Consider the following 19,520-nt stretch of genomic DNA (forward strand, 5'->3'; position numbering starts at 1 on the left):
AGTAGAGCATGAAATTCCGTTACGTCTATCAAAAGGTCGTCGATTTAAAAACCAATGAAAAGACGCAGGCTGAGTGGATGTTGTCTGCGGCAGTTGGAGAACTGCAAATGGAACAGTACTCACTGGAGCAGCTGAACGAGGAGCGGAAGCGCATCTATTTTACTCTTCAGGACGAAATGGAAAACAGCGCTTCGATGATCAAGCTGCAAGAGCTTCAACGCTATCTCGAGCATCTGAACGATTGTATTCTCCGTAAAGCCGGAGATGTACAGCGTGCAGAACAAAAGGTAGAGCAAAAAAAGACAGTATTGACCGGGAAAATGCTGGACGAAAAGGTATGGCTCAAGGCGAAAGAAAAGGCCAAGGATAAATTTCAGCATGAGAGCCTTCTTCGGGAACAGAACGAACTGGATGAAATGGCTACGGTCCGCTTTGCCATGAGAGGCCGGTAATCGGAGACAGTGCCAATGCATTAGGTTTGCGAAGGAGGAATCAAGATGGCTCAAAATGATTTTGAAGAAGAAATTGAGGAATCGGTAGGCGGATTTTCGCGATTCTTGTTTTTTATGACACCGATTCTCTTTACTGTAGTGCTGCTTGGCGTACTGCTGGCTTTATTCAATATGAATTTTCGTGCAACGCTGATGGATATCGGGGAGAGAATTCCGATCATAAGAAATTGGATTCCTGATTCTGCTTCTAAGGATGCTTCAGCCGAAAGTGATGATACTGAAGTCAATGCGGAAGAGGAAGAGCGAAAGCAGCGGGAAAGCACTGAAGCAACATTGAAGCAGCTGAAAGAACAGGTGGCAGAGCAGGAAGCTCAGCTTGCGGAAGCCAACAAGCAGGCTGCCGAGCAGGCCACTAAAGCTCAAGAGCTGGAACAACAGCTGGAAGCTGAAAAGGAACAGCAGACGGCTGCTGAACAGAGCGAAGCTCAAGCGGCTTATCAAAAGGAAGTAAAAAAATTGGCTCAGCTCTATGCGGGAATGAGTCCAAGCAAAGCTGCGGCGATCTTTGACAAGCTGACCACCGAGGAAGCCATTCAAATGCTGAGCGTGATGAACAATGAGAGCAAGGCAGCTATTCTTGAGAAAATGGATGCCCAGAAAGCTGCTGATATTTCAATCATGCTTAAGGATGCAAATATTTCTGAGGATTTGGCGATTGCAGCATTGCAGTCCAGACTCAAAAAAGAGGCCGCTGAAGAAGCAGGAGCTTCACAGGCAGCATCAGCTGGCCTAACGGATACTCAGTTGAGTCAAACCTTCTCATCACTACCGGCTGAATCAGCTGCCAAACTGATTGTCCAGACTTACAAAATCAGCCCTGACAAAGCATTAAGAATTCTTAAGGCAGTTGGGGATTCAACAAGATCAAGTATTTTAGAAGAGATGATGAAGGCGGATGAACAGCTGTCCGTGAAGATTATGAATCAACTGGTAACTAAATAAGGCATTGAAGACCTATGAAAGGAGGTGAAAAAAATGAGTCAATCTGTATCGAATGTATCTTCTAATTCCGCGCTAGGAGGCTTGTGGACCGGCTCGGCAACCAAAAGCTCGGGCGCACAAGGAAGTGATTCTGCCTTCGGTTTGGCGTTATTAACGATGATTGGCGGAGAAGCGGCAACTCAAGATGGCGGCTTGGCAGCACAGCTGACCTTGTTGTCCCTGGCTAATTCAGCCGAGAATGCTGAGGGGAATGCCGAGGCCGATGTGGCGGGATTGCTTGATGGACTGGTTGCACAGCTGGAACAAGCTGACAAGGAGTCTTCCTATAATCAGGAGCTATTGGACATGCTTCAAGGCTGGTTGCAAAGTGCGATTTCTTTCCTTAATAATGCATCCAATCAAAAGGCAGAACAGAATGCTTCTAATGAAGCATGGCTGACTTTGGCGGAACAGCCGCAAACCATCCGTTTTGCGCTACAAGACGTAATGATGCAACTTGCGCAAAAAAGCAGCGCAAATCAGTCAGAGCTTACAAATGTGACCTCAGGACAAGCAACATCGATTCTGGAGTCCCTTCAAGCGATTTTGACGAATGCGGGATTGTCTGCGGAGAAAGCCTCAGCAAATCGCAGCAGCCAAACTACTGGCAGTGAATTTGCAGGAAAGCTGGCCGGCCAGCTGGGATTAGCGAATCAGGATGCAAAGCAGCCTCAAACCACCGGAGCAGCCAACCAGCGATTTGATGCGGAGCCTCTGAAGAATGTCACGGACACGGCACCGCTCCAGGTAGTGCAGCAGCAAGCTAAAGAATCGGATCCGACGGCCGGCAGCAAACAGGTTGCAGCCGATAGTTCCCTGGCTGAAACCGATGGTTGGATTCAGTCTGGAACGATCGTAACCGCTGGTCAGCTTGCACTTCGTGATCATCCAGTGGCAGCATTGAAGATTCCTGCAAACCAGGTTCCTGTGGAAAAGTTCAGTGACGAGGTCGGCAAGTTCATCGTGAACAAGCTGGAGATTATAAAGGCTGGCGGTGTTTCCGAAGCAAGAATCTCCCTCTATCCTGAGCACCTTGGTCAAGTGGACGTAAAGATCACAATGCAAAATGGCCATATGGTTGCCCAGTTTGTGACCGAGCATCTATTTGCGAAGGAATCTCTCGAAGGCCAAATGGCCCAACTGCGCTCTGCGCTTCAGACTCAGGGGCTGCAGGTGAACAAGCTGGAAGTAACACAAAATGCCGGCCTCTCCTCCCATTTGTATCAGGATGGCCGTCAACAAGGAAGTTCGTCCAACTTGAATCAACAGCATAGCGACAGACACCGCAACGAAGTTCGAGAAGAAGATTTTCTAGCCGTACAGGATTTGAATGAAGAATGGACGGAGTGGATGACTGAGGTTCGGACACGTGAAGCCGGATTGGGCAGTTCCTTTGTCGCACGAGTCTAATGAAAGGAGGTAAAATATGGCTTCTTATATTAATGGAGTCCCTCTGTGGTCGAACTATTCAAGTACAAATGCTTCTACGAAGACTGATAATGAACTGGGGAAGGATTCGTTTCTCAAGCTGATGCTCACGCAGATGCAGAATCAGGATCCTTTATCGCCGATGGATAACAAGGATATGATCGCACAAATGGCGCAATTCACATCGGTGGAGCAGCTAGTTAACATTTCTTCTCAATTATCAGCAATGAGTCAATCGCTTGGTAATAACTCGGGATTGATCGGTAAAGTTGTGAGCTGGCAAGGAGAGACAAAAACAGGGAATTACGATATATCTACCGGGAAATCTGAAGTTATTACAAACTATGAGAGCGGCCTGGTGGATTCAATTATTGTTCGTGACGGCGTGCATTATGTAAAGGTTGGAAGCAAGGAAATCGAAATCTCGGACATTCAGCGAGTTGAAGACGCACCTGACCAGGAAGAAGGCGCAGTCGACGATCTCTCCGGCAGCGATCAAGGGGAGTGATACAGATGAACGAACCGATTCGTATCGGTGCCCTGTATCCGGGCAGGATACAACCTGGCATTGGCATATCTACAGCAGCCAAGCGATCGGGTAACCAGGCAGCATCCCCCTCAGTAGAATTTAAGGATGTACTTCAGAGCCAACTGCTTCATTTCAGTAATCATGCTGTCAAGCGCTTAGAGCAGAGAGGGATTGAACTGAAGCCTGAACAGATCCAGAAAATTGAATCTGCGATTGAGCAAGCTGCTGCCAAGGGGGCTAAGGACTCACTTATTTTACTTCAAGATATGGCGCTAATTGTGAATGTAAGTAATCGAACCGTAGTGACTGCGATGGATGGGAGCAGCATGAAAGACAATGTATTCACGCAAATCGATAGCGCCGTCATCATCTCATCATGATTATGGCTGGCCCGGTATCGGAAGCCAATGAGGACGCGGATCGACTGATGCGGCCTCAACTTCAAATTTAATTTTGGGAGGAATTACAAGATGCTTAGATCCATGTATTCGGGCGTTTCAGGGATGCGCGGTTTTCAGACCAAGCTGGATGTAATCGGGAATAACATCGCGAACGTGAACACTGTTGGCTTTAAGGCTGGACGCGTTATGTTTAAAGATATTATGAGCCAGACAGTATCCGGTGTAACTGCACCTGAAGATGGCGAGAGCGGCGGTATTAACGCTAGACAAATCGGCCTTGGCGTATCTATCGGATCCATTGATACACTCCATACTGCGGGTAGCGCAATGACAACAAATAACCCGCTTGATTTGCGGATTGACGGAGACGGATTCTTCCTGGTCAAGCTGTCTCCCGATCAGGAAGATCCTTTTCTAACCCGTGCGGGTGACTTTCACTTGGATGCCGCCAGACAGCTGGTTACTTCGGATGGATTTCTTGTTTGCGACATTGACGGGGAGCCTCTTGAGCCGCTTGATGAAGAGGTGACTGCTTTCTCAATCTCCGCCAACGGTACCATTGTCCAAAAGATGAGTGACGGTACAACTGAAGAAGGAGCTCAAATCGGTGTGGGCAAGGTCTCCAATCCAGAGGGCTTGGAGAAAATCGGAGGCAATCTATATCGAATGACTCTTAACGCCCATGCGGATGGTGAGCTTATTACTACAGCAGCGAACAGCATCGAAGATGGCACAGGAGCAATCGTGCCAGGTCAGCTTGAAATGTCCAACGTAGACCTGACAGGTGAATTTACAGAGATGATCGTTGCTCAACGTGGTTTCCAGGCAAATTCGCGTATTATCACTACTTCAGATGAAGTTCTTCAGGAAGTCGTTAACCTGAAGCGATAGGATGAACGGGGACAGGGAGGGATAAGCTTCCTTCCCTGGCCCGATTGGAGGGAGAGCATTGATTTCTGTAACAAGGTTGAACGGTTCGCCGATGTGGCTTAATGCACTTATGATCGAAACAGTCGAAGAGACTCCGGATACATACGTAACGCTGATCACCGGCAAGCGTATCATCGTTCTGGAAAAAGCAGCTGAGGTTATAGCGATGGTCAAGGAGTACTATAGCGAGATCGGTATCCACGCTGCAACCATTAAAGTGCAACAAACGGAGGAATTGTCATGAAAAAAATGGTGCCATGGCTAATTACGATTTTACTTGCCATCACGCTGATTGTACTCGCCGCTTTTCTATTAATGAACCAAATGACACGTCCCGAAGCGGGAACAGAAGTAAGTGCTTCGGTTGCCGAGGTAGGTTCGCCTCCAAGGCTGCCAGCTGAAGAATTGGTGAAGGTAACGGCAACGATGGATCAGATCAAAACAAATTTGTCAGATCCGAATTATGTTGTAGTTATCAATTTTGCCTTCCAGCTGGACAAGGAGAGCTCCAAGGCTTCCTTTGATCAGATCAAGGATTTCAAAGTAAAGTCAATTATAATTAAGACTCTTGCGGACACAAAGCCGGAAGAATTGACCGGATCTGTAGGCAAAGACAATCTAAGCTCAAAGCTGCTGAACCTGATCAACCAATCACTTCCGGAAGGAAGAGTGGTGCAGATCGATATTAATGACTTCATCATGACAACAATTTAAAGCTATCGGTCTATTCCATTTCTGCTAAGGAGGTGAGTTGTTTGGTAGATGTATTATCACAAAATGAGATTGACGCGCTTTTGGCCGCACTTTCCTCCGGTGAAATGGATGCCGAGGAATTAAAGAAGGAAGAGACGCAGAAAAAAATCAGATCTTATGATTTCAAGAGAGCGGTCCGCTTCTCAAAGGACCATATTCGAAGCCTGACGCGAATCCATGAAAACTTTGCCAGGTTTCTCACCACTTATTTCTCGGCACAGCTTCGGACATTCGTGCAGATCAATGTAGTGCAAGTCGAACAGCTTCCATATGATGAGTTTATCCGCTCTATCCCGAAAATGACCATTCTTAATATCTTTGAAGCTGAGCCTCTTGAAGGCAGAATGGTACTGGAGGTACATCCCAATGTCGCGTTTGCCATGTTGGACAGACTTCTTGGGGGAGTGGGGGCTGCCCCTTCCAAAATCGGCTCTTTAACGGAAATCGAGACCATTATTATGGAACGGATATTCAGCAGAGCATTTGAAAGCCTGCAGGAAGCCTGGAAAACGATTATCGATATTAATCCGCGGATGGAAGGCTTGGAGACAAATCCTCAGTTTATGCAGATTGTCTCGCCGAATGAGACGATTGCGCTGATTTCGCTGAGCACAAAGATCGGGGACACCTCAGGGATGATCAATCTTTGTATCCCTCATGTCGTCATCGAGCCGATTATGCCTAAACTGTCAGTGCACCACTGGTTTGTATCCCAGAAAAAAAATCGCGCTCCCGAAGAAATCGACGCCTTGCAGCATCGTGTCAATCGAGCTAAATTGCCGATTGTTGCGGAGCTTGGCGAGTCTCAGATCTCTGTGAAGGAATTTCTGGGACTGCAAATTGGCGATGTGATTTCACTGAACAAGCAGGTTGAAGATGGTCTTGCCATCAGGGTAGGGAACCGGCTTAAATATATCGGAAGTCCAGGGATGACAAGAGACAGGGTTGCCGTTCAAATTGATGAAATTGTCAGCGAAGGAGTTGAGGAACTTGACGAGTAAAGATTATTTATCACAGGAAGAGATCGACGCGTTGCTCAAGCAGTCCATGTCCGATCCTGCACCTGCTGAAAAGACGGTATCAGATTATCTTACGCCGCTTGAACAAGATGCTTTGGGGGAGATTGGCAACATCACCTTCGGAAGCGCGGCCACAGCGTTGTCCACGCTGTTGAATAAAAAGGTAGACATTACTACTCCTAAAGTTTCTATTATTACCCGTGGTCAATTCGAGACGGAGTTTCCTAAACCGCATGTAGCCATTCATGTTCAGTATGTAGACGGGTTTGAAGGAGTCAACTCCTTGGTCATCAAGACACGTGATGCTCAGGTGATTGCGGATTTGATGCTCGGCGGGGAAGGAAATCCTGCAGAGGAAGAGCTTAACGAGATTCATATCAGTGCGGTTCAAGAAGCGATGAACCAAATGATGGGATCGTCGGCAACCTCCATGTCTACAATTTTCAATCGGTTTGTAAACATTTCTCCACCCGGAATCGATATTCTTGACATGTCCGATGGCTCGGGCGCGAACAGTCTCCCGCCTGATGAGACGTTGATTAAAATATCATTCCGCTTGACGATTGGGGAACTCATCGATTCCACGATTATGCAGCTATTAACGGTGAAATTCGCAAAAGAAATGGTGGACAGTTTGATCGGCGGTTCAGCGGACAGCCAGCCACAGAGTGCGGCGGAAGAGGCAGCTGCGGCAGCTTCGGTCTACGAGGCGCCTGCGCCGACCTTCCAGTCACCTAATGAGTCCACGCAGCAGCAGGCTTATCAGCAACCGCCGCATCAGCAGCCTTATCAGCCGCAAATGCAGCAGCCGGGATACTATTATCCCCCGCAGGAACGGCCATATAATGAGCCTCAGCATTATGGAAATGGCGGTGGGCGCGGGATTAATGTACAGCCTGTTCAGTTTGCGAATTTGGGGAATCCGGCTTTCGGTCAAACTGACGCAAATAATTTAAACTTATTGATGGACATTCCCCTCAAAGTCACCGTAGAATTAGGAAGGACCCAAAAGCAGATCAAAGATATTCTGGAATTGTCCCAAGGTTCGATTATCGAATTGGACAAGCTGGCCGGGGAGCCGGTTGACATATTGGTAAACAATAAGTTGATCGCTAAGGGTGAGGTTGTCGTTATCGATGAGAACTTTGGTGTTCGAGTTACAGATATAGTGAGCCAATGGGACCGCATTCAAAAATTACAATAGAGATTCTTAGGGAGGATTTTTAATCAATGGCTAACCGAATTCTTATCGTGGACGATGCAGCATTTATGAGAATGATGATCCGTGATATTTTGACAAAAAACGGATTTGAAGTTGTTGGTGAAGCACAAGATGGTGCGCAAGCAGTGGAGAAGTTTAAAGAATTGCGTCCGGATCTAGTTACAATGGATATTACGATGCCAGAGATGGATGGAATTGCAGCATTGAAGGAAATTAAGAACATGGACGCAAATGCCAGAGTCATTATGTGCTCTGCGATGGGCCAACAAGCTATGGTTATTGATGCGATTCAAGCAGGTGCGAAAGATTTCATTGTGAAGCCGTTCCAGGCTGACCGGGTTATTGAAGCGATTAACAAAACCTTGGGAATGTAGGGAACGCTATGCTTCTTCTACAGCAGGATGAACCAGTATATCCAAGCGGTGATGTGAATATTTGGGGCAACCTGATTTCTGTCATTTTCGCACTTGTTATAATCATCGCTTTGATAGTTCTACTAATCAAATTCTTGGGCAAGAGAAACCGGATGCTGACGCAAGGCGGGGCCATCCGTACCCTTGGTGCGGTTGGAGTAGGGCAGAACAAGTCACTTCAGGTCGTAGAGATCGGTGACAGAATCTATTTGGTAGGCGTGGGTGAAAATATCACCTTGCTTGATAAAATCACCGATTCAGATGAGATATTGGCTGTTCAGCAGGCTTTTGAGAGGGAAGGGAGCGAGTTTGCGGGACTATCCACGTTTTTCAGTAGTCTCGTATCCCGTATCCGCAAGGAGCCTGCTTCAGAGTCGGAAGAGCTTGATGAAACGGCCTTTCACGAGGTATTTCACTCTCAGTTGCAAAAAATGCCTAACCGCAAGTCTCAGATGGAGGCGCTGCTGAAGGATGAGGAACAACAATCTACAGATCGGTTGAGGGATTCATGAAGAAAAAGAGCCTTGCTATTACTCTGCTTTTTGCATTATGGAGTGTTTTCGTTGCAGCTACTGCATCGGCTGCCCCAGTAGACCCTATTCCGGGGATAGATATCTCAATTGGCGGCGGATCGGGCTCCGAGGCGGGAACGAGCTCCCTGTCCTTGATCCTGATCATTACAGTATTGAGTGTAGCGCCGGCTATTCTGGTGCTTATGACAAGCTTTACCCGGATTGTGATCGTACTGGGTTTTGTGCGGAGTTCGCTTGGAACGCAATCCATGCCTCCGAACCAAGTATTAATTGGTCTGGCTTTGTTCTTAACGTTATTTGTCATGAGTCCTACATTATCAACTGTTAATGAAGTTGCTCTGCAACCTTATATTAAGGGCGAAATTTCGCAGACAGAGGCTTTGGACAAAGCGGCGGTTCCGATGAAGAAGTTTATGTATTCCCATACGCGCCCTAAAGACCTGCAGTTGTTTATGAGCTATACCAAGACGGAAAAGCCTGAGAGCTACGAAGATATTCCGTTAACGGTTATGGTTCCCGCTTATGCAATCAGTGAGCTTAAAACGGCTTTTCAAATGGGGTTTATGATTTTTATTCCCTTTTTGATCATCGATATTGTAGTTGCGAGTGTGCTTATGTCCATGGGGATGATGATGCTGCCGCCGGTAATGATCTCATTACCGTTTAAGATTCTACTGTTTGTTCTGGTGGACGGCTGGTATCTGGTTGTGAAGTCATTGTTGGCAAGCTTTATCACGTAAATATTTGAGATCATATTATTAAAGGGGATGACGGTGATGAGTTCGGAATTTGTTATTGCATTGGCCGGACAAGCCGTTTATACCGTATTGAAGGCGAGTGCCCCGATGCTGGTAATCGCATTGGTTGTGGGCTTGATCATCAGTATCTTTCAGGCTACAACGCAGATTCAGGAGCAGACGCTTGCCTTTGTCCCAAAGATTATTGCTGTACTGATTGCTTTGCTGATGTTCGGACCTTGGATTTTATCCACGCTGGTTGATTTTACTTATGGCATTTTAAATAACCTGGCCAACTATATCGGATAGGCTGATTATATGATAACAGAGCTGATTGTTCAGGGAATCTCAGTCTTTATGCTTATCTTTTGTCGAATGACAGCATTTTTTGTTGTTGCTCCTGTCTTTTCATCGCGAAGCGTGCCGGCATCCTTTAAGATCGGTATTTCCGGGATCATTTCTTTATTCATCTTATTGATCCAGGGGGTAAATCAGCCTGTGCCAGCGGATTTGGAGTATATTCTCTTGATCCTGCGCGAGGTCTTGATCGGATTGTTAATAGGCTTTGCAGCCTTCCTGATATTTGCGGTTATACAAACGGCAGGTTCTTTCATCGATATTCAAATCGGCTTCGGGATCGCTAATGTGATTGATCCGATGACAGGGACCTCAGCGCCGGTAATCGGTAATTTCAAGTATATTTTTGCTACTTTGATTTTTTTTAGTATCAATGGTCATCACTATTTGCTTGATGCGGTTATCCGCAGCTATAACTGGATCCCATTAAACAATGATGTGTTTCTGAGGATGGCCTCCGGAAATGTGACGGAGTTCCTGGTTAGCGCATTTGGACAGTCCTTTGTTCTTGCTTTCCAGATGGCTGCTCCGCTTGTTGCAGCTCTTTTTCTGACGGATGTTGCTCTAGGATTTCTGGCCCGTACAGCTCCTCAATTCAATGTATTTGTTATCGGCATCCCTTTGAAGATTATTGTGGGCCTTGCCATGCTGATGTTGTTGGTTTCCGGTTTTATTTATGCTTTTGAGCATTTATTCGAAGTGATGTTCCGTGCGCTTCATAATTTGTTCGGCATCCTTGGATATCAACCGTCATAGGTCGGGAGGATTGTTCGTGACGTATCGGTATAAGCTTGATTTGCAAATGTTCGCCGGAGAGAAAACCGAGAAAGCGACCCCGAAGAAACGACAGGATGCTAGAAAAAAGGGACAAATCGCCAAAAGCCAGGAGATTCCGGGAGCTGTCGTATTGATTAGCGGATTTTTAAGTCTCCTCATGTTCGGCAGCTACCTCAAGGAAAGACTGATCTCTCTATACAGTGATATTTTCTTGAATCGCCTTACGATGGATGTAACTTCAGAAAATGTCATGATGATGTTCGGTGAATATGGAATTCAAATCTTATTGCTGCTTGCCCCGTTATTTTTGACTATATTTGTAATGGCGATTGTTGCCAACTATGTCCAGGCAGGCTTTTTGTTTACGGGGGAGTTGCTGAAACCCAAATTCAGCAAGCTTGATCCCATTAAAGGCATGAAGCGGATTTTTTCAATGCGCTCTCTGATGGAATTTTTCAAATCTATTATGAAGCTTATCATCATTGGATACCTCGTTTATTCAACGTTATGGGGAGAGAAGGACCAGCTAGCTGGCTTAAGCCGCATTTCCGTAGAGGAGGCTTTTTATTTCACCGCTGATATTACTATGAACCTTGGTATTAAAATTGCTGCGGCACTTTTGGTGCTGGCGGTGTTGGACTTCTTATACCAGAGGTACGAGCATGAGAAAAATCTGAAGATGTCGAAGCAGGATATTAAGGATGAGTATAAAAAAATTGAAGGTGACCCGCTCATCAAAGGGAAAATTCGTGAAAGACAGCGCAGAATGGCGCTGCAAAGAATGATGCAGGAAGTTCCCAAAGCGGATGTCATTATTACGAACCCGACCCACTTTGCCATTGCACTGAAATATGACGGTTCTGAAATGGACGCTCCTCAAGTCGTGGCAAAAGGGCAGGACTTTGTTGCTCTCCGGATTAAGGAGATTGCGAAGGAGCATGGCGTTATTACTATTGAAAACAAGCCGCTGGCCAGGGCGTTATTCCAGAGAACGGAGATTGGGGATAGTATTCCCGGAGATTTGTTCCAGGCAGTCGCCGAAGTGCTGGCCTATGTATATAAGCTTCAAGGAAAAGTGAGATAGTTAAGGGATCGGAGGAGAAACGGTGAAGAGATTTAAAGATGTGTTCATCCTGGTTGGCATAATCGGCATCGTTCTGATTATGATTGTTCCGATCCCGACCTGGCTGCTGGATGTCCTGTTAATACTTAACATTTCTATTGCACTTATGATTTTGCTCGTCGCAATGAATACGAAAGAAGCGCTCCAGTTTTCGATTTTCCCTGCATTGCTCCTGATTACAACATTATTTCGGGTGGCACTGAACCTGTCGACAACAAAACTGATTTTGGGCCAGGCCAATGCCGGTGATGTTGTTGCAACTTTCGGCTCATGGATTTCAGGAGGCCAACCGGTCATTGGCTTTGTTGTCTTTCTTATTCTGATTGTCGTACAGTTCATTGTCATTACGAAGGGTTCAGAGCGCGTGGCAGAGGTTGCAGCACGCTTTACGCTCGATGCGATGCCAGGCAAGCAAATGAGTATTGATGCGGACCTGAATGCAGGCTTAATCAATGAACAACAGGCAAAAGAGCGCCGTAGCAAAATTGAGCGCGAGGCTGATTTCTACGGCGCGATGGACGGTGCGAGCAAGTTCGTAAAAGGGGATGCTATTGCAAGTATTGTTATCCTGTTGATCAATTTGATTGGCGGCTTCATCATCGGGATGACGATTCACGGGATGACCTTTCCGGATGCGCTCTCTACATACTCCATCCTGACGATTGGTGACGGGTTGGTAAGCCAGATTCCGGCGCTGTTGATTTCAACGGCTGCAGGCCTGATCGTAACGCGGGCCTCATCGGAAGGTAATTTGGCAGACGATATTACAGGTCAGTTATTTTCATATCCTAAACTGCTTTACATAGTAGCTGGAACCATTACTGTACTTGGATTGTTCACTCCGATTGGTCCATGGACGACACTGCCATTCGCAGGTCTGTTGGTCTTTGCGGCAATTCGTATGAAAAAGAATTTGGATAAAAAGCAGATAGAGCAAGAGGTTCAAGAGGAGGAACAACAAATCGAGGAGGTACGCAGTCCGGAAAGTGTAATCAATTTACTGCATATTGATCCGATTGAATTTGAATTCGGCTATGGTTTGATTCCGCTTGCGGACACTGGCCAAGGCGGGGACTTGCTTGACCGGATTATTATGATCCGGAGGCAGTGTGCTCTTGAATTGGGACTTGTTGTTCCGGTTATCCGTATCCGCGACAATATTCAACTAAAACCGAACGAATACGTCATAAAAATTAAAGGAAATATCGTTGGCGGCGGTGAATTATTACTTAATCACTATTTGGCGATGAGTCCTGGGTTTGATGACGATTCCATTTCGGGTATTGAGACTCAAGAACCGGCGTTTGGCTTGCCGGCGTTATGGGTAGATGAGGCTACGAAGGATCGTGCAGAACTGTCAGGATACACCGTTGTGGATCCCCCATCTGTTGTGGCAACGCATTTGACGGAATTAATTAAGAAGCACGCCCATGAACTGCTTGGACGTCAAGAGACTAAGACATTAATTGACAATCTCAAAGAGAACTATGCTGTGCTAGTTGATGAGCTGATACCGTCGGTGCTTACAGTGGGCGATGTTCAGAAGGTGCTTGCCAAGCTGCTTCGGGAAAAAATCTCGATTCGAGATATGGTTACAATTTTCGAGACATTGGCTGATTACGGATCCTATACCAAAGATCCTGACGTATTAACGGAATACGTGAGACAAGCACTGTCGAGACAAATCACCCAGCAGTTTACGCAACAAGGAGAGACAATGCGGGTAATTACCGTAGGGCCTTCTCTGGAAAAGAAAATTTCCGAAAGTGTGCAGCAGACCGAGCAAGGCAGCTATTTGGCTCTGGATCCTGTATCTACACAGACTCTATTCCAAAAGCTGTCGGAGCAAATTAACCGTCTGCTTCAATCGGGGCAGCAGCCAATCGTGCTGACCTCTCCAACGATCCGAATGTATTTGCGTCAGGTCATCGAGCGCAGCATGCAGGATATTCCGGTTCTATCCTACAGCGAGCTTGAGCCAACAGTTGAAATTCAAAGTGTCGGAGTGGTGAATCTATGAGAGTAAAACGCTATATCGTCGACACGATGCCGGACGCCATGGAAAAAATTCGCAGCGAGCTGGGTGCAGATGCTGTCATTCTTAGCACTAAGGATTTAAAGGTCGGCGGTTTTTTAGGAATGTTCAGCAAGCGAAAGATCGAAGTCATTGCAGCCTCGGAGGAAAATGAGAAGAATGCTTCTAAAGCCAGCTTGGGCAGCAGGGCTTCGGGAATGAAGCCCCCGTCATCTGCACCTGTTATCCGGCCCGCTGTTCCGGATGCCTACCGCAAATCAGCGCAAATGTTTGCTGCCGCTGCTTCTGAAGCGTTGAAGAACCCGGCTCCAGCTTCATCCTCTCTGGATGCGGATAGAGAAGAGGTTCTTGCTGCCGCTGCTTCGGTTAAGAGCCAAGATCTGGAGAGACAGCCGACGAAGATTGTCACTCAGCATACGCCTGCGGCGCCTCTCGTAGGAGGCAGAGCGGAAGATGGCAAGCGTGCTGCAGCAGAGGAACGGTTACTGGATGAATTCCGAGAAATGAAGCTATGGATCGGGCAATTAGCCAAGCAACAGAATCGAAGCCGCGAGATGCCTGAGTTGTTGCATCGGACTCGTAATCTACTGATCGAGCAGGACCTGGATGAGGAGTTGATTGATAATTGGATTGAGTCCGCCTATCAGGATTGGCTTGATTCCGGGAAGACGGCCAATGATGAGCAATTAAGGACTGTACTTCGTAAAACGGTGAGTTCCTTCTTGGGGGATAGAATCGGGGATGGGATTCGAAGCGATACAAAAATAGTATACATTGCAGGTCCGACTGGAGTAGGAAAGACAACGACGATTGCTAAGCTTGCCGCCGATCAAATTTTTCGGGCTCGTAAGAAAGTTGGCTTTATTACAGCTGACACCTACCGGATATCAGCGATTGAGCAGCTTCGCACTTACTCTTCCATATTGAATGTTCCGCTTGAGGTGGTCCAATCACCGGGAGATGTGCAGCGGGCGTTGCAGCGCTTATCGGATTGCGATCTGATTCTGATGGATACAGCAGGAAGAAATTACTTGAACGAGCTGCATGTCGCCGAGCTTCACAGCCTTCTTAATTATGAGAAGCAGAGCGAAACCTATCTCGTACTCAGCCTGACATCCAAGTCGCAGGATATGATTAAAATTACGGAGCACTTCAGCAAATACGGGCTGGATAAAGTGATCTTTACAAAATTGGATGAAACGGCAAGTGTCGGGCCGATGTACAATTTACTTCAACGGTATCCGCTCAAGGCATCTTATATCGCCAACGGACAAAACGTACCGGATGATCTTCTTCCAGTAACTCATGAGCTGATGCTTGATATGATTCTTGGGGCTGAATCATCATGAACGATCAGGCACAGGCGCTTAGACAACTAGTATCAAGGCGAACCGGCACAGAGGGAGCGCCCCCTGGCAAGCCAGCTTCAGCTCGAATCATTACGGTTACCAGCGGGAAAGGAGGCGTGGGAAAATCCAACTTTACCTTGAATTTTGCACTGGCATTGAAGTCATTGGGTTGTAAGGTGCTCGTCTTTGATGCTGATATCGGAATGGCCAATATCGATGTTCTAATGGGGGTCAGACCAAGGTACAGCTTGTACCATTTGTTAAAAGGTGAACGTAATATTCAGGAAATTGTAGAGTTAGGAACCAACGGACTTCCCTTTATTGCCGGTGGTTCCGGGATGGCGGATTTATTTACTTTATCCGAATCTGATTTGAATTTTTTCACAGCTCAAATAGAGCGCATCGCTGGAGAGATGGACTTTATTATTTTTGATACAGGTGCTGGTCTATCTAAGGAAACCCTCAAGTTTATCACTGCTGCGGACGAGTGTCTGGTTGTCACCACTCCAGAGCCAACTTCCATTACGGATGCTTATGCATTAATCAAAGTGGTTCGTGGCCAGGAAGAAGACGTATCCTTCCGGCTGGTCATTAATCGCGTGACAGATGAAGCGGAAGCGCGGCAGGTTGCTGAGAAAATTTCGCTTGTTGCACAACAATTTTTGAAGATGGAGATACCCACTCTTGGGCATATGAGTGATGACTCGCATGTCATGCAAGCAGTCAAGAGGCAGATTCCCTTTTCTGCTGCGTATCCCGGATGCGTTGCCGCCAAAGATATTCAGAGCCTGGCTATGAAATTCTTGAACGTTCCACCAAAACACTCAAAGGATACTTTGTCAGGAATCAGAGGATTTATGCACAAATGGCTAAGACTTGCGAAATGATTCTGAATAAAGAAATGGAGTGGAACAATGATGCCTTATAAGGTGATTGTTGTTGACGATTCGGCCTTTATGAGGAGGATTATCTCTGATCTGATCGAGCATGAGCCGGGTTTTAAAGTGATTGGAACCGCGAAAAACGGACGGGAAGCCATCGATCTGATTGGAGCTCAAAAGCCGGATTTGGTAACGATGGATGTTGAAATGCCTGAAATGAACGGACTTGAAGCTTTGGGCCTGATCATGCAGCAGCATCCATTGCCTGTCATTATGCTCTCGGGAATTAATGAGCAGGGGATGCGGGAGACGATTATGGCGCTTGAGCTTGGCGCATTTGATTTTATCCGCAAGCCGTCTGCATCTACCAGTTCACATGATATAAAGCAGGTAGGGCAGCAGTTGAGAGAGCAACTGCAGGCTGCTATGAATGCTGTTGAGAGAAGAGCGGCAAGACAAGCTGCACTTGCAGACAAGACAACAGAGCGTCTTGCGCCGCCCCCGAAAAAACCGGATGCAAGTAGTCTGGATAAGGCCCGTTTCGACCCGGCTAAGGCTGTCCCTGATTCTTTGAAGAAAACAGACGATTTACGGAGTATGCCTGCCAAGGCCGCTGCGCCTGTCAAAAGCAAGGAGCTTCCTGATCGGCGTGCTTCCGGTCTTCCCCGGAAGAAGGCGGATAACCTGCCTACAGCAGGGCCTGTTAAAAAATCCCGTGAAAGTCAGGCAGGATCTGATTTGGCATCTGCAGCTGGCAAGCAGCCAGGGACTCGAGCAAAACTTCCGGAACGGACAGTGTCGGTAGAAAAACCTGCTGTTTCGCACAGGGTTGCTCCGGTTGAGCCGAAAATTCGTACAGGCTATACGGATCTGGTCGCTATCGGTACTTCTACCGGCGGACCTAAAGCTTTGAGGGCTGTTCTTGAACAATTGCCGGAAGCATTTCCAGCGCCGGTGATCATCGTTCAGCATATGCCCCCGAATTTTACAAAATCACTTGCTCAGCGATTAAACACCTTAACGAAGTTGAATGTGGTTGAAGCGGAGGATGGAATGGTTCTACAGGCAGGAGAAGTGTACATTGCTCCCGGGGGTTATCACATGAATGTGACTGCTGCTGGTGACGGAAGTCTGAAGCTCACTCTTTCGAATGAGGCACCGCGCAATGGCCATAGACCTTCGGTTGATGTGATGTACGAATCCTTGCTGCCTCTTCGAATGCTAAAACGCCATATTGTACTTCTAACGGGGATGGGCAGTGATGGAGCAAAAGTGATGAAGCAATTGTATGACACCGGGGTAACCTCAACCATTGCGGAAAGTGAAGAGACCTGCGTTGTCTACGGAATGCCAAGATCGGCGGTGGAGTTGGGCTGCGTTACTGAAGTGCTTCCGCTGCATGAAATTGGAAAAAGACTTATACAAGTTGTGAAATAAACGGAATCTCTTGAAGGAGGTGCCTCACCATGGACATGAACCAATATTTATCCATGTTTATCGATGAGTCAAATGATCATTTGCAATCATTAAATGAAAATATGCTAGAGCTGGAGAATCGTCCTGATGATCTAGGAATTGTACAGGTGATCTTCAGATCAGCCCATACGTTGAAGGGTATGGCGGCAACCATGGGATTCGAGGATTTGTCCTCGTTGACGCATCAAATGGAAAATGTGCTTGATCTGGTTCGCAATGAGAAGCTGAAAATGCAGGAGTTTATCTTTGATACCCTGTTTCAAAGTCTGGACGCGCTTCAATTAATGGTACAGGATATTACTCAGGGCGGAGAAGGTAAAGCGGATGTCAGCTCGATCGTGTCTTCGCTTCAGGCGATTGTCCGTGGTGAACAGCCGGGGGGCAAGCAACCAAAGCCCGAAGAGAAAGAAGCGTCCTCGTTTAACGGTTCGGCAATTCAATTGGATGAATTCCAATTTTCCGTATTAGATCAATCTATTACAGAAGGCCATAAAGTTCTTTACATTGAAGTGGCTATTCGCAAGGACTGCCAGCTTAAAGCTGCTCGGGCTTATCTCGTATTCGATTTGCTGGAACGTTATGGTGAAGTCGTAAAGTCATATCCTAGTGTGCAGGAAATCGAGCAAGAAAAATTCGATCGCAGCTTCTCCTTGTATTACATAACTCAGAAGGAAGCGGCCGAGCTGAAGAGCCTGATCTTGAACCTGTCTGAGATTGAGTCAGCAGAAGTCGTCTTGCTCGACCACGAATCACTCACAGAGCTTAACAGCGGAGTGAGTGAGGCGGCAGCAACTAGTGCGCCGGCTCTGGCTGAGAAAAAGACAGAATCGGCTGTGACATCTTCAGCAAATCAAAAAGAGCAAAAGCAGACAAAGGAAACCGCTCGCCCTGCAGCAAGCAGCACTCCTTCGCGTACGATTCGAGTGGACATTGACCGCTTGGATGTACTGATGAACTTGTTTAGTGAACTGCTTATTGACCGTTCGAGATTGGAGCAGCTGGCGTATGAAGTAAAGCGAAGCGATCTGACCGAGACGGTTGAGCATATGAGCCGGGTCAGCAGCGATTTGCAGAATATTGTACTGAAGCTGCGAATGGTTCAGGTTGATTCCGTATTCAACAGATTCCCGCGGATGGTACGCGATCTTGCGAAATCTCTGGATAAGAAAATCGATCTTATCATTACAGGCGCTGAAACCGAGCTTGACCGGACGGTCATTGATGAAATCGGCGATCCGCTGGTACATTTGCTTCGCAATGCCGTCGATCACGGGGTTGAGCATATCGATGAGCGGGTTGCTGCGGGCAAGCCGGAGACCGGCACCATTAAGCTGAGAGCTTTCCATAGCGGCAATCATGTATTCATTGAAATTGAAGATGATGGAAAGGGAATTGACCGCGACAAGATATTGCAGAAAGCGTTGAAAAATGGTGTGGTCAAAGAAAGTGAAGCGGCCGGCATGACTGATGAGCAAGTATACATGCTGCTCTTTGCACCAGGCTTCAGTACTGCAGAGATCATTTCCGATATTTCGGGCCGAGGTGTGGGCCTGGATGTCGTTAAGTCGAAGATTGAATCGCTTAGCGGTGTCGTATCCGTAGAATCAAAGCTTGGTCAAGGTACCAAGTTCTCCGTTCAGCTGCCGCTGACCTTATCGATCATCTCGGCGATGCTGATTAAGGTGGGGATCGAGAAATATGCAATTCCATTGTCCTCTATTGTGGAGACTGGTCTGATTCAACGCAACCAGATTCGTAAGGTTCATGGATATACCATGATTCCGTACAGAGATACACATATTCCTCTGATGTCACTCAGCGAGTTGTTCAGTGTGCCTGGATTTGATGAACGTGCTGAGGAAGAAACAGAGATCGTGGTCGTCCATAAAGGCGATCGGCTGGCTGCACTTACTGTTGAGGATTTTATCGGTCAGAGCGAGATTGTCATCAAGAATCTGGGCAAGTACCTCCCTTCCATTCAAGGGGTGGCAGGGGCAACGATTTTAGGAGATGGGCAGGTCGCGTTAATTATCGATCCGAACGCGTTTATTAAGTAGGGGAATT

At 47.0% G+C, this 19,520-nt stretch carries 21 protein-coding genes; all 21 read left to right on the forward strand.

The window, feature by feature from the left end:
- The first annotated feature begins 8 nt into the window (after positions 1-8).
- The 21 genes from fliJ (at position 9) to KI362_RS08015 (ending at position 19,513) form a co-directional block, all read left to right on the forward strand.
- Positions 9-452: a flagellar export protein FliJ gene (gene fliJ / locus KI362_RS07915; protein ID WP_044478352.1), complete on the forward strand. Its 444-nt coding sequence runs from the start codon at positions 9-11 to the stop codon at positions 450-452.
- A 45-nt stretch (positions 453-497) separates the two neighbouring features.
- Positions 498-1,454, forward strand: a complete 957-nt coding sequence (locus tag KI362_RS07920; RefSeq protein WP_301626208.1) for a MotE family protein — start codon at positions 498-500, stop codon at positions 1,452-1,454.
- 33 nt (positions 1,455-1,487) lie between these two features.
- Positions 1,488-2,903 (forward strand): flagellar hook-length control protein FliK, encoded by a 1,416-nt coding sequence (locus KI362_RS07925; protein ID WP_301626209.1) that lies wholly within the window; start codon positions 1,488-1,490, stop codon positions 2,901-2,903.
- Between the two features lie 16 nt (positions 2,904-2,919).
- Complete coding sequence (locus KI362_RS07930) at positions 2,920-3,429, forward strand: flagellar hook assembly protein FlgD (RefSeq protein ID WP_301626210.1); 510 nt, start codon at positions 2,920-2,922, stop codon at positions 3,427-3,429.
- Between the two features lie 5 nt (positions 3,430-3,434).
- Complete coding sequence (locus KI362_RS07935; protein ID WP_301626211.1) at positions 3,435-3,830, forward strand: TIGR02530 family flagellar biosynthesis protein; 396 nt, start codon at positions 3,435-3,437, stop codon at positions 3,828-3,830.
- A 90-nt stretch (positions 3,831-3,920) separates the two neighbouring features.
- The gene (gene flgG, locus KI362_RS07940) at positions 3,921-4,742 is read left to right on the forward strand and encodes a flagellar basal body rod protein FlgG (protein WP_044478356.1); all 822 of its coding nucleotides are present in this window, start codon (positions 3,921-3,923) and stop codon (positions 4,740-4,742) included.
- Positions 4,743-4,800: 58 nt separating this feature from the next.
- Positions 4,801-5,025: a flagellar FlbD family protein gene (locus tag KI362_RS07945; RefSeq protein WP_044478357.1), complete on the forward strand. Its 225-nt coding sequence runs from the start codon at positions 4,801-4,803 to the stop codon at positions 5,023-5,025.
- The gene (locus tag KI362_RS07950; protein ID WP_044478358.1) at positions 5,022-5,495 is read left to right on the forward strand and encodes a flagellar basal body-associated FliL family protein; all 474 of its coding nucleotides are present in this window, start codon (positions 5,022-5,024) and stop codon (positions 5,493-5,495) included. Before KI362_RS07945 ends, KI362_RS07950 begins: the two co-directional genes overlap by 4 nt.
- A 41-nt stretch (positions 5,496-5,536) precedes the next feature.
- Complete coding sequence (fliM, locus tag KI362_RS07955; RefSeq protein WP_044478359.1) at positions 5,537-6,535, forward strand: flagellar motor switch protein FliM; 999 nt, start codon at positions 5,537-5,539, stop codon at positions 6,533-6,535.
- Positions 6,525-7,757 carry a flagellar motor switch phosphatase FliY gene (gene fliY, locus KI362_RS07960; protein ID WP_301626213.1) on the forward strand — a complete coding sequence of 411 codons (1,233 nt, stop codon included), beginning with the start codon at positions 6,525-6,527 and terminating at the stop codon, positions 7,755-7,757. The genes fliM and fliY overlap by 11 nt, the downstream gene beginning before the upstream one ends.
- Positions 7,758-7,783: 26 nt before the next feature.
- Positions 7,784-8,149, forward strand: coding sequence for a response regulator (locus KI362_RS07965; protein WP_044478361.1), 366 nt, complete (start codon positions 7,784-7,786; stop codon positions 8,147-8,149).
- A gap of 8 nt (positions 8,150-8,157) precedes the next feature.
- Positions 8,158-8,700, forward strand: a complete 543-nt coding sequence (locus KI362_RS07970; protein ID WP_049894849.1) for a flagellar biosynthetic protein FliO — start codon at positions 8,158-8,160, stop codon at positions 8,698-8,700.
- Entirely contained in the window at positions 8,697-9,461 is a 765-nt protein-coding gene (gene fliP / locus KI362_RS07975) for a flagellar type III secretion system pore protein FliP (protein ID WP_044478362.1), read from the forward strand. The genes KI362_RS07970 and fliP overlap by 4 nt, the downstream gene beginning before the upstream one ends.
- A gap of 36 nt (positions 9,462-9,497) precedes the next feature.
- The gene (gene fliQ / locus KI362_RS07980) at positions 9,498-9,767 is read left to right on the forward strand and encodes a flagellar biosynthesis protein FliQ (protein ID WP_044478363.1); all 270 of its coding nucleotides are present in this window, start codon (positions 9,498-9,500) and stop codon (positions 9,765-9,767) included.
- 9 nt (positions 9,768-9,776) lie between these two features.
- Positions 9,777-10,571, forward strand: coding sequence for a flagellar biosynthetic protein FliR (gene fliR / locus KI362_RS07985; RefSeq protein WP_301626215.1), 795 nt, complete (start codon positions 9,777-9,779; stop codon positions 10,569-10,571).
- 46 nt (positions 10,572-10,617) lie between these two features.
- Complete coding sequence (gene flhB, locus KI362_RS07990) at positions 10,618-11,676, forward strand: flagellar biosynthesis protein FlhB (protein ID WP_044479878.1); 1,059 nt, start codon at positions 10,618-10,620, stop codon at positions 11,674-11,676.
- Between the two features lie 22 nt (positions 11,677-11,698).
- A complete protein-coding gene (flhA, locus tag KI362_RS07995; RefSeq protein WP_301626218.1) occupies positions 11,699-13,735 on the forward strand; it encodes a flagellar biosynthesis protein FlhA in 2,037 nt (678 codons plus the stop codon).
- Positions 13,732-15,099, forward strand: coding sequence for a flagellar biosynthesis protein FlhF (gene flhF / locus KI362_RS08000; RefSeq protein WP_301626220.1), 1,368 nt, complete (start codon positions 13,732-13,734; stop codon positions 15,097-15,099). Before flhA ends, flhF begins: the two co-directional genes overlap by 4 nt.
- Positions 15,096-15,986: a MinD/ParA family protein gene (locus KI362_RS08005; RefSeq protein ID WP_301626222.1), complete on the forward strand. Its 891-nt coding sequence runs from the start codon at positions 15,096-15,098 to the stop codon at positions 15,984-15,986. Before flhF ends, KI362_RS08005 begins: the two co-directional genes overlap by 4 nt.
- Before the next feature lie 27 nt (positions 15,987-16,013).
- A complete protein-coding gene (locus KI362_RS08010) occupies positions 16,014-17,417 on the forward strand; it encodes a protein-glutamate methylesterase/protein-glutamine glutaminase (RefSeq protein WP_301626224.1) in 1,404 nt (467 codons plus the stop codon).
- A 29-nt stretch (positions 17,418-17,446) separates the two neighbouring features.
- On the forward strand, positions 17,447-19,513 hold the full coding sequence (locus tag KI362_RS08015) for a chemotaxis protein CheA (RefSeq protein WP_301626226.1): 2,067 nt from the start codon (positions 17,447-17,449) through the stop codon (positions 19,511-19,513).
- Positions 19,514-19,520 lie beyond the last annotated feature (7 nt).

This window comes from Paenibacillus apis, assembly GCF_018333295.1.
Classification (GTDB): domain Bacteria; phylum Bacillota; class Bacilli; order Paenibacillales; family Paenibacillaceae; genus Fontibacillus; species Fontibacillus antibioticophila.

Coding starts and splice junctions, on each gene's coding strand:
- KI362_RS07970 (WP_049894849.1), top strand. CDS start 8,158: ATGCTTCTTCTACAGCAGGATGAACCAGTATATCCAAGCGGTGATGTG.
- KI362_RS07950 (WP_044478358.1), top strand. CDS start 5,022: ATGAAAAAAATGGTGCCATGGCTAATTACGATTTTACTTGCCATCACG.
- fliP (WP_044478362.1), top strand. CDS start 8,697: ATGAAGAAAAAGAGCCTTGCTATTACTCTGCTTTTTGCATTATGGAGT.
- fliR (WP_301626215.1), top strand. CDS start 9,777: ATGATAACAGAGCTGATTGTTCAGGGAATCTCAGTCTTTATGCTTATC.
- KI362_RS08005 (WP_301626222.1), top strand. CDS start 15,096: ATGAACGATCAGGCACAGGCGCTTAGACAACTAGTATCAAGGCGAACC.
- KI362_RS07930 (WP_301626210.1), top strand. CDS start 2,920: ATGGCTTCTTATATTAATGGAGTCCCTCTGTGGTCGAACTATTCAAGT.
- KI362_RS08010 (WP_301626224.1), top strand. CDS start 16,014: ATGATGCCTTATAAGGTGATTGTTGTTGACGATTCGGCCTTTATGAGG.
- KI362_RS07935 (WP_301626211.1), top strand. CDS start 3,435: ATGAACGAACCGATTCGTATCGGTGCCCTGTATCCGGGCAGGATACAA.
- KI362_RS07965 (WP_044478361.1), top strand. CDS start 7,784: ATGGCTAACCGAATTCTTATCGTGGACGATGCAGCATTTATGAGAATG.
- fliQ (WP_044478363.1), top strand. CDS start 9,498: ATGAGTTCGGAATTTGTTATTGCATTGGCCGGACAAGCCGTTTATACC.
- KI362_RS08015 (WP_301626226.1), top strand. CDS start 17,447: ATGGACATGAACCAATATTTATCCATGTTTATCGATGAGTCAAATGAT.
- KI362_RS07925 (WP_301626209.1), top strand. CDS start 1,488: ATGAGTCAATCTGTATCGAATGTATCTTCTAATTCCGCGCTAGGAGGC.
- KI362_RS07920 (WP_301626208.1), top strand. CDS start 498: ATGGCTCAAAATGATTTTGAAGAAGAAATTGAGGAATCGGTAGGCGGA.
- flhF (WP_301626220.1), top strand. CDS start 13,732: ATGAGAGTAAAACGCTATATCGTCGACACGATGCCGGACGCCATGGAA.
- fliJ (WP_044478352.1), top strand. CDS start 9: ATGAAATTCCGTTACGTCTATCAAAAGGTCGTCGATTTAAAAACCAAT.
- flgG (WP_044478356.1), top strand. CDS start 3,921: ATGCTTAGATCCATGTATTCGGGCGTTTCAGGGATGCGCGGTTTTCAG.
- flhB (WP_044479878.1), top strand. CDS start 10,618: ATGTTCGCCGGAGAGAAAACCGAGAAAGCGACCCCGAAGAAACGACAG.